Genomic DNA, 13621 nt, shown 5'->3' on the forward strand with positions numbered 1-13621 from the left:
GGCGGGACATCGCCGTGCCGCCGCCTGCATACCACTCATGTCCGTTTCGCAATCAGACCTAGAACCGCTTCGCGAAGCCTACCGTCAAACCGTGCGGGAGAATCTGCACGAACAGGGGTGTCTGCCACGTCGTGCTCAAGTATCCTACCGCCGTGCCCAGTGCCCAACCGGCGAGGACGTCGGTCTGCCAATGCGCCTGGCTTTTCACGCGTGCGATCGAATCATAGAGCGGCAACACCTCGAGTGCCCAAACCCACGGATCACGCATCACGCCGACCATAGTTGACGATGAACGGCGTTACGAAACTCGCCTGAAGGGTGACTTCGCCGCTGGGAAAACTCTGTCCGCCGCTGAACCATTGGTTAGGTCCCTGGCCGGCGTTGGGCCGCTGGCGACCGAATGCGTACTTCATACCTTGTGCAGCGACCGCTGATATCGCCGAGGCATCGGCCGTTTGCCAGAATGTATGGCCCAGTTCGTTGTCGTTCCCAAGCCACAGAGCTCCCCCCGCCGTCGTGGCGATCACGGCGTATTCAAGTGCGAGCTGAACGTTGCGGTTCCATATGCCGCTCTGATCGAGTGCGACTTCGTGATCGATTCCGCCGGCATGTGCGCCCGAAAAAGCGAACGCTGCGATCGCGGCGGCTCCACACCGTCTTCCTGTCACCCTGATTCCAGAAGTCATCGATCTCATTTTCTGATCTCGCGCCGGGTTGTAGCAAAAGGTTCGCAGAACCAACATCCCTATTTACCTTAAGAGGCAAAAACGTGAACGACGATCCGCCGCCCAGACGAATCCGATCAGCGGACCTGCAGGACCGCCAGGCGACGCCGCCGCAACGACAACATCTCTTGCATTCGAGGTTCGTGTCATGTTTTGACGCTGTTGCCGGCGAGCATCCATAGCAAGCTGCGAGCCTGTCTTTTCCGGGAACCGCTGCGCGGGAGCGTAATCGGAGATGCCGGGGACTAGAGCGCCCCTTGGCGAAGGGGCCTTCACGACCCGATGCGTCGCGTAAGCGGAACAGCATAGAAAGTTCCGTCCGGACTTCCTGCTTCGATGAGGACCGACATGCGACTGGCCAGTTTTATCTTGCACATATCGTTTAAAACACCCGGACGCTTCGGATCGGTTGAATCAAGGAGCGGTCGCGAAAATCGTCGAAATCCCGACTTCAAAAGGGCGCAGTAAACTAAAGCTGCGTTTTGTCCGATGTGACACCGGGAAGTACACCGCCCGTTACGCTAGAACACCAGCTACCACCTCAACGGGAGTTACCATCGAACGGCTTCATCAGGAAACCGTGAATCAGCTGGCCGACCGCTGGGCCGTGCTGATCAATGACCTCAATGGGTGGGGGAAGGGCCATTACCCCGACCTGCCATGCGCCTATGCGCGGACGTCCGTGAAACCGAACGGCTGGTCATTCCTGATCCGGCCCGCAGGTTTTACCGTGTCGCGCCTCCCCGGACGGGCATCTGATGGCGGCGGCCGAGTAATGCGCCGACCTGATGCAGCAGGCGAGTAGCATGCAGGGGACAAAAGCTGAACTGGCGGCTTTCCGCCTTATATAAGGGACAGGCATGCGACTGGCGGACCTTATCCTGCGCGACGTGGATGGAGATGGCTCGTCTGTCGAATCGTTGATCGCCGTCGCTTTGCCAAATGGCGGCTCGTCACTCATCAGCAGACGCATGCCGACATCTCGGTGCTTGCCCTAATATACCCTGCTGCCTCGTTGGCGTAAGCCAGTATTGACGAGTCTGTTTAAGCGCGCAGGTGAGTCATGAAGAAGCTCTGGGTTTGGCTAATGTCGATCGCGATGCTGAGTAGCGTGGTGGCATGCGGAGGCGGCCACGACGATCACAGCGCCCGAAGGCCGTTTGGGGTTGCCGGCATCATGGAGGGAATCTGGAACGGCAATCTGCACTCGAACTTGACGGGCCGCGATACGGGCATGTTCGTGATCGTGACAGCTGGTGGCGCGTTTAGCCTTATCACCGACGACTGTGGGCAGATCTCTGCAAACATCGCCGCGGACGGATCATTTTTCTCTGGTGCCGGCACGACCTATTTGCAGACAAATTGCGATGGGGTAGATGTCACGGCGGTGCCGTTTACCGCCAGTGCGGGTCCTGTGCAGCCTTTCCAGATCGCTGGAGAGTTCGACGATCGTACCGGCACCGCATTCGCGAATTACACCACTGCCAATGACAGCGGCACGATCTCGTTCCTGGGCTTCTATCAGGACTACTTTGAGGAGTCGGGCACGCTACCGCGCACCACAGGGGCTTACTCTATCTCTCGGACACTCACCGCTCTGAGTATCGATGCCAACGGAAATCTCTCTTACCGGGATGCGGCCGGGCAGATTTTCCCCGGCACGTTGTCCATTATCGATCCGACGGTCGATGTCTATCGCATGACCCTGCACGTGGGCAGCCAGACACTGACCGGTATGGCTACCCTCGTCGATGACGGGCATGGCAGGAACAACGACTTCCTGTTTGCGGTCGCCAATGGTGCACTGGCGTACAACGCAGAGCTAAGACGCAACTGAGTAAAACCAACACCATTTTCGCGACCAAAGACTGGCGGCGGCTACAGGCTCCGCGCCCGTTGAACGATCGAGAGCGGGCTTTTGCCTACAAGCTTCGAACGGCTCTTTGTCGCCGAGTCTTGCCTGTCTCGACTAGTTGAGATCGCCGCTGGGTCGCCGAAGGTCTATAACAGTATCTGAAGTCCGAGATGAAGTCTGTCCAGTTGCCGAGGCGCGGATGCCCTGCGTACTTCTGCCCAGCAAGGAGGTTTAGCGATTACGACCGGATGAATCTATGCTTTGCCTTTCCAATCCCGATTAGCCCGAGTATCGGAGGTAATCATGAAGTGCGGATACCGTGGGTGGATCATTGACGCGACCCCGGATTTCTCCCTTGGGAAATTTTTCGCACATGCGCGGCTGGTCCGCATTTCGCCCGACGATGATGTTGACAGTGAAATGCACATCGAGCGTGATCTCGCCTGGTTCGACACTGAAGACGAGGCGATCGAGGTTGCCCAGCAGTGGGCGTTTGCATGGATCTGCGAGCGTGACGCCAGCGTCGGTGGTCGGCAGAACGAATCGCTGACATCCCGGAGCGACATTTCGGCCAAAACTCCAGCGAGATGAACGCCGGGGTTGCTTTGCTACACATTTGCTATAGCAGCGACACGAGGCCTTGTTTGACGGGGCTTGCGCCTGTCATCCCATCCCCTGAACTATCGCCTACGTGAAGGGGCAAAGCAACTTTGAACATCCCAGTTCGACCCTGAAGCGACATTCGCTCCGGAGGGCCTGAGTGTCCGTGATCAACGGGTAGAGTCGACGCCAGTGTAGCCGAGCGACGGTGCGAGTGAGCGGCTCCTCATGGCCGAGGGCGGCATCCGACCGAGTCCGGTCAGACGCCCCCCGGCCGCGAACTTCTGTAGTCGGCCCTTTCCGCACCTTCGCCTCGGGAGAAATCACCCGCTTGCAGTCCACGCTTGCCACCCCGAACCGCCAGTTGGCACGTGAACGCTCATCCACCTTGCGGACCGGCTGAAAGCGCTGCTTGGGCTGTGGTCTAGCGCGTTTGCCTGTACTGGAAACGCGAACAGCTCAACTTTTTCCGCGCCTCGCCGATATACCACTCGAACGCAGGGTTGAGGTGGACAGACGCGACACTTGCCGGAGCGGCGAGTAGACAAGGACGTTTTCCTGCGAAACGCCGCTCACCGAACGGGCGAGCGGCGCCGGGCACGCTTCGACGACGACCCTTCCCGATCGAAGAATCTTCCAGCCCCATAGCGCGCATGCCAGCACGACACGGAAGGCCGCCACAGGAACCGTCAGTCGGTCCCCACGCAAGGCCCATCAGATCGTCAACGCTGCGGGCATGGGCCAACGCGCAATCCCCCAATTCCGGTGCCTCAGGAGGGCACGCTCCACGATCATGAAACGAATCTATGCCACGTTCCTTGCCGCACTGCTGATCGCTACACTTGCGCCGGAGTGCCAGGGGCAGTACACCACCGACTGGGTGGCGAACACGTTTGGGACCAACGCTACCCGCGTGGGTAGCGTCGCGCGCTCCATGTGGATAGCGCCCGAGGGCGTCATCTACACGGCTTCCATGTGGGACGAAAACGAAGGTGGTGTCGCGATATACCAGAACGGCCAAAGCCTGGGGTCCATAGGAGGTCACGGCGATTTTCAGGGCAGCGCCATTACGGGTAATGCAACTTCGATCTTCGCCGCTCTGCATTTTAATACTACTTACGGCAGCGGCACGGTGGCGCGGTACAACCGAACCACCCGAACTCGCGACGTTCTCATCCCGGTCAGCGCGATGACGACTGAGCAGCGGGCCGATGTAATCACGGGACTCGCGACGTCGGGTTCGCTCCTTTATGCGAGCGACTTTCCTGGAAATCGCGTCCGCGTCTACACCACCGACGGCGTCTGGCGGCAGGATATCGCCGTCGCATGCCCTGGCGCGCTCGCGGTGGACAGCGCAGGAAACATCTGGGTTGTGCAGAAGAGTGCGGGTGCGATCCTCGAATTCAATCCGGCCGGCGTGCTCGTGAACACCATCCAGATGTCTGTCGCCTCTCGACCGTCCTCGCTGTATTTCGATTCGTCGACCGGGTGTCTCATGATCGGCGACCAGGGCCCCGACATGAACATCAAGATCTATAACATCCTGGGCATTCCATTTCCGGTCAGTACATTTGGCATTCAGGGGGGATATCTCGATACGACAACGGGAATCAAAGGCCAGGTTGGCGATAAGCGTTTTACCCGAGTCACCGGCATCGGCAAAGACGCCGCCGGCAACCTGTACGTGCTCAACAACCCGTGGGGCGGAAGCTGGGATCTCGGCCGCGACGGCGGCACCGACATTCACTCCTACAACATTTTTGGCCACCTGCAATGGCAGCTTCAGTCTCTCAACTTCGAGGGGGTCGCCGCTCCGGACCCGAGTACTGACGGCACATACTTTTATGGAGGTACCAACATCTACACCGGCTCCGCTGGGGGAAGTTTCGTAGCGAACACGGTCGATCCGATCGACTATCCATCCGATCCACGCATCAACATCAACGATCGCTCACGGGATGAGCACTTCGGTCAACTTGCCACCGTCGGCGCCAACCGGATCCTCGTGGCGTCCGGCCAGAATCCCGATACCTTCTACTTCTTCCACTTCAATGCTGCGAATGGCTACATCGCAATACCGGACGCCACGCTTCCCGGTACGGCGTTCAATACGGCCGCACCGGTCAGGGACGGATTCTGCCTCGACAGCAAAGGGGACGTCTGGGCCGGTTTGGACAAGACGAATGCCATCTGGCACTATCCGCTGACCGGCTTCGATGCCAACGGTCAGCCGGGTTGGGGAGCAGGCATTGCAACGCCCATTCCAGGCACGATCACGCCATTGACGCGGATCATCTACCTGCCGGAAAGCGACACGATGATCCTGGCACAGGGAGCTGTCGGGAGCACGGACTGGACGTCGATCGGAACGCGGATCGAGGTGTATCACGGCTGGCTCGCAGGCAACACAACAGTTCCCAATCCGGTGGTCAACCTCACCAGCGCCAATCCCAAGTCAATTACGGCAGCCGGCAACTATCTCTTCGTCGGATACGTACACACCGTGCCCAACATCGATGCCTTCAATCTGACCACAGGCAGCCTGGACACCACGTTGATCAACAGCAACCCCAACACCGTGTACGTCGGCAATGACGTGGATTCGATGTACGGCCTTAGATCGTACCGTCGGTCGACCGGGGAGTACGTGATCACGAAGGACAACTACAACGGGACCAGCGTCATCATTTATCGCTGGACACCCTGATCAACAGTGCTCGTCGCGGCTAGTGGTGCTCGGCAACGCCTCGATCCTTCACAACTTCGATCAGGAAACAATCAACCGATGGTTTTTCGAACATCGCATGGTGCTGTTCTATCTGCCGCCCTACAGCCCCGAACTGAATCTCATCGAAATCCTCTGGAAGCACGCCAAGTATCACCGGCGCCGCTTCGTCACCTGGACCAAGCAAACCATTGATGCCAAGGTCAAAAAACTGCTCGACGGATTCGGCTCAGATTTTCAAATCAGATCTTCGTGAACACGGCTCCGTGGTCAGAAGGCCCAGTTTCACAGTGAACTGCACCCCAAAAGTCGGCACCGGTTGCAAAGCCGGATTCATTGCCGGCGAGCCAGGAAACAATTGAAGCAATTTCCGACACCTCTCCGAGACGGCGCACCGGAATGCCCTGAATGATTGCGTCCAGTACTTCAAGGCGCACGGCACGAACCATATCTCCCGCGCGGAACTATGTCCTGAGACGCGCGAGGTCCACCGCATGGCGGCACACGGCGGCACGCGTTGCAGGACATAGGTTGGGCCTGCAAGCTCCTCAGGAACGCCAGCAATCGTTCCTCTGGCCGCGAACCGCTGCATGCCAACGCGCCAAGGGGCGCCATGACGTGCTCAGTCGTTGCATGTTTAACGGTGCGGACGAGCGCTTCGCCGTTCTCGTAAGAAGGTCCCTCGGTCCAGTCAACAGGACCTGCAAAAGAGAATTTTAATGTCCAGCGCGCATGCGGCGACTCCGCAATGCACTGGGCTTCCGATTAAACACTGGACATAGTCCCGCGCGGGAGATAGTCGAGCTTCCTGTGACCGAGCAGCACCTGGATCACGCGGATGTCCACCTTCTGTTCGAGCAGGTGTGTGGCGAAAGGAACCACAATGGCCGAGGACAAGGTTTGTGCGCCGCAACTTGAAGCCGCGATCGCGGTCGTGCCCGGCCTGTGGCTGGACCAGCTCAACATGACTGTCATGGCGGTCGAGCAGACGGAAGTGGATCTGCACTTCGGCATGTACGAGCGGATGCCCGCCGGAAAGTTGGGCACGGCCCCGCCCATCCAGTGACGCGACCGGAAGGCCGGGTCCAGGTAAGGGCCATCGGGCTGCCGGGCGGTTCTTCACACGACGACGAGACCGTCGGTACGGGCGCTCGCGAAGAACAGGACGCGACGGCTTGACATGAATTAATCAACCACATCCGAAAAGGTGGGGTGCGGAATGGATGTCTGCGAGTGCGTCAGCTGGAGCTTGAAATTTTCCAGAAGTAACATTAAGTTATATGCAGCTCAGGCAGTGTGCCCGATCGTGAACCGGTCGCACACTGCGTGTTTCGATTTGTTTGCCCGCAGCATGGCAGGCGAACTGGAGCGCGCAAGCCCGTTCTCTTCCTTGCTGCGTTGAAGGAGATGGCCATGAGCGACCTTCATTCGCGCTCGACCTGGTTCCGTCTGCCCGAGCGCTTCCACCGCAAGATCAGCGCCCTTTTCGGCGTCTTCCGGCCACTCGCGGAGCGTGTCCATCGCGTGCTGTCGGACGGATCGCGGCGATGCAGCAGACGTTTCCCCCAGCTGTCGACGCATACCCGCAGGCATTAGCAGCGCATGGCCTGCGGTTTCGGCATGGCGGCGCTATGCCAGCGATCGTCCTCTCCCGCAGGCGTCGGGCAACCAGTGATGAAACAACGGTGCGCTCCAGCCGCAGTGGCATTCGCATCGGTGTCGCGCGGACGCGGCGATAGAGGCGATCGCGCATGAAGTAAGGGTAACTCACAGAGAACCGGCACATTCGTCGCAATCCTACTTTCTGATCTACCGAGAGGAAGCCATGACAGCCAAAGACGTGAAGTTTCATGATTCTGCACGGCAAGGCATCGTCAAGGGTGTCAATGTTCTGGCCGACGCAGTGAAGGTCACGCTCGGCCCGCGCGGGCGGAACGTCGTGCTCGAGAAGAGCTTTGGCGCGCCGACGATTACAAAGGATGGCGTAACGGTCGCGAAGGACATCGAGCTGCGCGACAGGTTTGAAAACATGGGCGCGCAGATGATCAGGCAGGTCGCCGCGAAGACTTCCGACGTCGCCGGTGACGGTACGACGACGGCTACGGTGCTCGCCCAGGCTATCGTTCAGGAAGGCATGAAATACGTGGCCTCGGGTCTGAACCCGATGGACCTCAAGCGAGGTATCGACCAGGCCACGGCGGCCATCGTCGACGAACTCCGGAAATTCTCGCGGGCAGTGACGACGGGCAGGGAAATCGCGCAGGTAGGTACGATTTCGGCCAATGCAGACGAGGAAATCGGCAGGATCATCGCTGGGGCGATGGAAAAAGTCGGCAAGGACGGCGCAGTCACGATCGAGGAAGGCAGGTCACTGCAAAGCGAACTGGAAGTGGTCGAGGGCATGCAGTTCGACCGCGGCTGGCTTTCGGCCTATTTCATGACGGATCCGGACAAGCAGCTGGCCGTACTCGAAGAGCCATACATCCTCGTGTATGACAGGAAAATCAGCACCATTCGCGACCTGCTGCCCGTGCTCGAAGCCGTTGCCAAGGCCGGCAAGCCCCTGCTCATCATCGCCGAGGACGTGGAAGGCGAAGCTCTGACCACGCTCGTGGTCAACGCATTGCGCGGCATCCTGAAGACGGTTGCGGTGAAGGCACCCGGCTTCGGCGACCGCCGCAAGGCCATGCTTGAGGACATCGCCACTTTGACGGGTGGGGTGCTGATCTCCGGGGAGACCGGCAAACAGCTGGAGAAGGTCGCGCTCGAAGATCTCGGCCGGGCCCGACGGGTGGAGGTCGAGAAGGAGGCCACCACCCTCATCGACGGCGCAGGCGATCGCAAGGCGGTCGACGCCCGCGTCCAGGCCCTGCGGCGCCAGGTTGAGGAAGCCACGAGCGACTACGACAGGGAGAAGCTCCAGGAACGCATCGCCAGGCTCTCGGGCGGCGTCGCGGTGATCAAGGTGGGCGCGGCCACCGAGGTCGAGATGAAGGAAAGGAAGGCGCGCGTGGAGGATGCCCTGCACGCGACGCGCGCGGCAGTCGATGAGGGGATCGTGCCGGGGGGTGGCATTGCGTTGCTGCGTGCCCGTGCGGCGATCAGGGACCTGCGCGGTGCGAATCCAGACCAGGATGCGGGCATCCGTGCTGCGCGCACTGGAGGAGCCGCTGCGCCAGATTGCAATCAATGCAGGCGAAGAGGCGTCAGTCGTGCTGAACAGGGTACTCGAACAGCCAGGCAGTTTTGGCTGGAACGCTGCGTCGAATACGTTTGGAGATCTGATGGAAATGGGGGTGGTCGATCCAACCAAGGTCGAGCGCACGGCACTGCAGAATGCGACCTCCGTCGCGGGCCTGATTCTCACGACCGACGCGGTGATCGCAGAGTTGCCGAAGGAGGAAGCGCAATCCCCCGGGCTGCCGTCGGAGATGGCGCATTGAACGGGTTGACCAGGCGTGCGGAGCGCGGCGCCATATCTGGGCCGCGCGCGCCGGCCGCAAGAACCTGCAGGGGGCATCATGGGCAAGATCATCGGCATCGATCTCGGCACCACGAATTCATGCGTGGGGCTGATGGAAGGCGGGCAGATCAAAGTGATCGAAAACTCGGAGGGCGCCCGTACGACGCCCTCAGTCGTCGCGTATCTTGACAATGAAATACTGGTCGGTGCACCCGCCAGGCGCCAGGCCATCACCAATCCTGAGAACACGCTCTTTGCGGTGAAGCGCCTGATCGGCCGCCGCTTCGACGAGAAGGAAGTGCAGAAGGACATCGGTCTGATGCCTTACGGGATCATCAAGGCCGACAATGGGGATGCGTGGGTCGAAGCTCGCGGCAGCAAGCTCGCACCGCCGCAGGTTTCAGCCGAAGTCCTCCGCAAGATGAAGAAGACGGCCGAGGACTACCTTGGTGAACCCGTCACGGAAGCCGTCGTTACGGTACCCGCATACTTCAACGACAGCCAGCGCCAGGCTACCAAGGACGCCGGCCGCATCGCCGGTCTGGAAGTCAGGCGGATCATCAACGAACCCACGGCGGCGGCCCTCGCGTTCGGTCTTGACAGGCAGGAAAACCGTGACCGCAAGATCGCCGTATTCGACCTCGGTGGCGGCACCTTCGATATTTCGCTGATTGAGATCGCCGACCTCCACGGCGAAAAACAGTTCGAGGTCCTCTCGACGAACGGCGACACGTTCCTGGGCGGCGAAGACTTCGACCAGCGCATCATCGACTACATGGTCGGCGAGTTCAGGAAGGAGCAGGGCGTCGACCTGTCGAAGGACGTGCTCGCGCTGCAGCGCCTGAAGGAAGCCGCGGAAAAGGCCAAGATCGAGCTTTCGTCGAGCCAGCAGACCGAGATCAACCTGCCCTACATCACGGCAGACGCTTCGGGTCCCAGGCACTTCAGCCTGAAGCTCACGCGCGCGAAGCTCGAGTCGCTTGTCGAGGACCTGATCGAGCGCACGATAGAACCATGCCGCACTGCGCTCAAGGATGCCGGCCTGTCTGCGGACAAGGTCGACGACGTGATCCTCGTCGGCGGCCAGACGCGCATGCCAAAGGTGCAGCAGAAGGTCAGGGCGTTTTTCGGGCGGGAGCCGCGCAAGGATGTCAACCCGGATGAAGCGGTCGCCGTGGGGGCGGCGATCCAGGGTGCGGTGCTGTCCGGCGACCGCAAGGACGTACTGCTGCTCGATGTGACGCCGCTCTCGCTCGGCATCGAAACGCTTGGCGGTGTGATGACGAAGATGATCGAAAAGAACACCACCATTCCGACAAGGTTCTCGGAGGTTTTCTCGACCGCCGATGACAACCAGCCGGCAGTCACCATCAAGGTGTACCAGGGCGAGCGCGAGATGGCGGGCGGCAACAAGCCGCTGGGCGAGTTCAGCCTGGAGGGTATCCCGCCAGCGCCTCGCGGCATGCCGCAGATTGACGTGACATTTGATATCGATGCGAACGGCATCCTGCACGTGTCCGCCAGGGACAAGGCAACGGGCAAGGAAAACCGGATTACCATCAAGGCGAACTCGGGTCTGTCCGAGAAGGAAATTGAACAGATGGTGAGGGACGCCGAAGCGCACGCTGCGGAGGACCACCGGCTGCGTGAACTGGCCGAGGCGCGCAACCAGGGCGACGCCCTGATACACAGCACGCGCAAGGCGCTGGGCGAATACGGCGAGAAGCTCGGTGATGGCGATAAGGCGCAGATCGAAGCCGCCATCCGGGACCTCGAAGCCGCGCTCAAGGGGGCGGACAAGGACGCTATCGACGCCAGGGTACATGCGCTGGCGACGGCGTCGCAGCAACTCGGGGAAAAGGTCTACGCAGACGTGCAATCACAGGGAGGCAGCACGGCTGCCTCGAGCGGACCGCAGGAATCCGCGGGCCGGGAGCAGGACGAGGATGTTATCGATGCCGAATTCAAGGAAGTGAAGACAAAGCGGTGACGCCCGGACGAGCAGCAGGGTAAGAGGTCGTTGTCATGAAAGAACGGTTGTATGTACTACTCGCGGTGGCAGCGGTAATGGTTCTGTTGCAGTAAGGGGCCAGGTTAAAATTGAGCAGCAAATTTTTTGAGCTGTTCGATGAAGAAGACGAAGACATCGCGATCTGCGCTTGCCCCGGGCCTGGCGAAGGTCCTGAAGCGGCTTCACTACCCGCTTGAAGTGATTTTGCTGTGCGTACGATGGTACGTGGCCTATTCGTTAAGTTTGCGCAATCTTGAGGAGATGATGGACGAGCGAGGTATCGCGGTTGATCATTCGACGGTGTACCGCTGGGTAATGAAGCTATTGCCGCTATTCGAAAAGACGTTCCGCAAGCACAAGCGTCCGGTAGGGAAAAGCTGGCGAATGGACGAGAGCTATATCAAGATCAAGGGCGAGTGGAAATATCTTTATCGGGCAGTGGACAAGGCGGGCGACACGGTCGACTTCCTGCTCAGGGCGAGGCGGGACAAGGTTGCCGCTCGGCGATTCTTTGAAAAAGCGATCGCCCGCAATGGTGCGCCAGAAACCGTGACCATCGACAAAAGCGGCTCCAATCTGGCCGCGTTGAATGCGGTGAATGCCGATCGCGAGACGCCGATCAAGGTGCGCCAGATCAAGTACCTGAACAACATCGTCGAACAGGACCATCGGGCTATCAAACGCCGGACCCGGCCGATGCTGGGGTTCAAGGATTTTCACTGTGCGAGGATCATTCTCGGCGGCATCGAGGTAATGCATATGATCAGCAAAGGACAGATGAAATGTACGGGCAAAGCCCCGTTGTCTGCTTCCCAGATGTTTTACTCCCTTGCCTCATAAGCAATACTGACCATATCGACATTTGTCGCCTCGTCACGCTTACTGCAACAGAGCCGTCGCACGCGGCCGATGCTGGGTTTCAAGAATTTTCGTTGCGCCCACATCCTGTTGAGCGGCATCGAGCTCATGCACATGATCGCCAAGGGCCAAATGCAAGACCGTGGCATCGGATACACTCGTGCCCAGCAGTTTTACTCACTGGCAGTATAAGTAATCCTACTTATACTGCCGTTTGTTCGCCATCTTGCCCTTACCGCGACAAAATCACTTGAGACGTAGGTCGCCAAGCCGGCGCTCGACTTGAACGACCGGATGGCGCGGCGTGCGGCGCTATTTCGGGGTTGCGCTAAAAAGGTGGCAAGCTCAATCGTCCGGCTGGCGCCGAACCGACAACCACGTGCCCGCCGGACAACCGAGGCAATAGCCGCTCCACACGCGGCCGCGCCACCGCCAACGCAGTCCCGATCCCGCCCACCAGCCCCACCCCGTACAAGGCTAGGAAGCCCGTATAGGACATCGCCGGGGCGATAAGGCGCGCCACGCCTACAAAAGACGCATAGAGCCACGACACCGAACTGATGGCCCCCAACAAGACGCATATCGTCGCCGCCCGACGTGGGCGACGCTGCGGTGTGGTCAGCATCGGAAACGCGACTCGATGCAGCAGCAAGCCGTTCGCCGTCAGCAGGCATACCACTGTCAGCTTTGCAGCCAGCTTCGGCTTGGAGACCAGCACAGCCACGTGTAAGCCGGTGCCAAGCAGGATCATAACGACGCCCGTTATCCAGAGCAGGCCGAGCAACCCTGCAATGGTACGTCCGGTGGTTTGCAGTCTGACGGCATCAATGCGCCGAGCTGTGAGCAGCGCCACGTCTTCCCGCAATACGTGCACGATGGCGAAGGCGAAGGCGAGGGTGTGGCTATACAACAAGAGTTGGCGAGCGGTGATGGTAAGCATGTTCATGACGGGCCTCACTTCCTTTTGAGGGTTTCGCCGACCGACTCCTGGCAGGCGGTGGGTGATCGTCTTTGGGGGTCTCGGCCTACCATTTTCCGACCAGAGCCCACTGTGCCGACGGTTGCATTTAACGGCTTGCCGACTCGACCGTTCAAGGCGTCAATCCGGCTGGTGAGCGTGGCGGGTACTGCTCCACAAAGCTTCGCGAATCTGGCCAGCTCGATTTCTCATATGCGGCTGTCGGTTCATCGTCCGTGCGAGCCGTTGGACTGCCATGGCGCAGTGCCAGGCCGTACAGTTCGTCAAGCTGCTTGTCTGTCGGGTGGCGAACAGCGCCTCGTCCTTCGACATGAAAGCCACCGCCTTGACTGCGACCCGTTGGGCGCGTCGGGTAGCCATCGGGTCAGTTCTTGAACCAAAGGCGCGGCCAAGGAACTTCAGCAG

Annotated in this window: 10 protein-coding genes and 4 pseudogenes; 10 read left to right on the top strand and 4 right to left on the bottom strand. The window is 59.9% G+C overall.

What is annotated here, in order from left to right:
- Positions 1 to 58 precede the first annotated feature (58 nt).
- Both OKW43_RS38745 and OKW43_RS38750 read right to left on the bottom strand, forming a co-directional pair.
- Entirely contained in the window at positions 59 to 268 is a 210-nt protein-coding gene (locus OKW43_RS38745; RefSeq protein WP_429453918.1) for a phosphatase PAP2 family protein, read from the bottom strand.
- Complete coding sequence (locus OKW43_RS38750) at positions 261 to 686, bottom strand: hypothetical protein (RefSeq protein WP_429453920.1); 426 nt, start codon at positions 684 to 686, stop codon at positions 261 to 263. The genes OKW43_RS38745 and OKW43_RS38750 overlap by 8 nt, the downstream gene beginning before the upstream one ends.
- A gap of 1102 nt (positions 687 to 1788) precedes the next feature.
- Here OKW43_RS38750 and OKW43_RS38755 point away from each other — a divergent pair.
- From OKW43_RS38755 to OKW43_RS38770, 4 genes are all read left to right on the top strand, one after another.
- On the top strand, positions 1789 to 2562 hold the full coding sequence (locus OKW43_RS38755; RefSeq protein ID WP_429453922.1) for a hypothetical protein: 774 nt from the start codon (positions 1789 to 1791) through the stop codon (positions 2560 to 2562).
- A 321-nt stretch (positions 2563 to 2883) separates the two neighbouring features.
- Entirely contained in the window at positions 2884 to 3171 is a 288-nt protein-coding gene (locus OKW43_RS38760) for a hypothetical protein (protein WP_187639548.1), read from the top strand.
- An 802-nt stretch (positions 3172 to 3973) separates the two neighbouring features.
- Positions 3974 to 5887, top strand: a complete 1914-nt coding sequence (locus OKW43_RS38765; protein ID WP_429453924.1) for an SMP-30/gluconolactonase/LRE family protein — start codon at positions 3974 to 3976, stop codon at positions 5885 to 5887.
- Entirely contained in the window at positions 5871 to 6161 is a 291-nt protein-coding gene (locus tag OKW43_RS38770; protein WP_429454756.1) for a transposase, read from the top strand. Before OKW43_RS38765 ends, OKW43_RS38770 begins: the two co-directional genes overlap by 17 nt.
- Here OKW43_RS38770 and OKW43_RS38775 read toward each other — a convergent pair.
- A pseudogene (locus OKW43_RS38775) lies at positions 6148 to 6363 on the bottom strand (hypothetical protein); the annotation flags it as partial. The gene OKW43_RS38770 and the pseudogene OKW43_RS38775 sit on opposite strands and share 14 nt — an antisense overlap.
- A gap of 407 nt (positions 6364 to 6770) precedes the next feature.
- Here OKW43_RS38775 and OKW43_RS38780 point away from each other — a divergent pair.
- The 5 genes and pseudogenes from OKW43_RS38780 to OKW43_RS38800 form a co-directional block, all read left to right on the top strand.
- A pseudogene (locus OKW43_RS38780) lies at positions 6771 to 6971 on the top strand (hypothetical protein); the annotation flags it as partial.
- Positions 6972 to 7318: 347 nt separating this feature from the next.
- Positions 7319 to 7501: a hypothetical protein gene (locus OKW43_RS38785; protein WP_429453926.1), complete on the top strand. Its 183-nt coding sequence runs from the start codon at positions 7319 to 7321 to the stop codon at positions 7499 to 7501.
- A gap of 229 nt (positions 7502 to 7730) precedes the next feature.
- Positions 7731 to 9348: pseudogene (gene groL / locus OKW43_RS38790) on the top strand (chaperonin GroEL).
- 78 nt (positions 9349 to 9426) lie between these two features.
- Positions 9427 to 11358, top strand: coding sequence for a molecular chaperone DnaK (gene dnaK, locus OKW43_RS38795; RefSeq protein ID WP_429453928.1), 1932 nt, complete (start codon positions 9427 to 9429; stop codon positions 11356 to 11358).
- A 138-nt stretch (positions 11359 to 11496) separates the two neighbouring features.
- The gene (locus OKW43_RS38800; RefSeq protein ID WP_429453930.1) at positions 11497 to 12219 is read left to right on the top strand and encodes an IS6 family transposase; all 723 of its coding nucleotides are present in this window, start codon (positions 11497 to 11499) and stop codon (positions 12217 to 12219) included.
- A 346-nt stretch (positions 12220 to 12565) separates the two neighbouring features.
- On the opposite strand, the gene OKW43_RS38805 is transcribed toward OKW43_RS38800, so the two are convergent.
- Positions 12566 to 13183 carry a hypothetical protein gene (locus tag OKW43_RS38805; protein WP_429453932.1) on the bottom strand — a complete coding sequence of 206 codons (618 nt, stop codon included), beginning with the start codon at positions 13181 to 13183 and terminating at the stop codon, positions 12566 to 12568.
- 191 nt (positions 13184 to 13374) lie between these two features.
- Between OKW43_RS38805 and OKW43_RS38810 the strand changes: the two are divergent.
- Positions 13375 to 13470: pseudogene (locus OKW43_RS38810) on the top strand (IS5/IS1182 family transposase); the annotation flags it as partial.
- Between the last annotated feature and the right edge of the window lie 151 nt (positions 13471 to 13621).

This window comes from Paraburkholderia sp. WC7.3g (genome assembly GCF_050436345.1).
Classification (GTDB): Bacteria; Pseudomonadota; Gammaproteobacteria; order Burkholderiales; family Burkholderiaceae; genus Paraburkholderia; species Paraburkholderia podalyriae.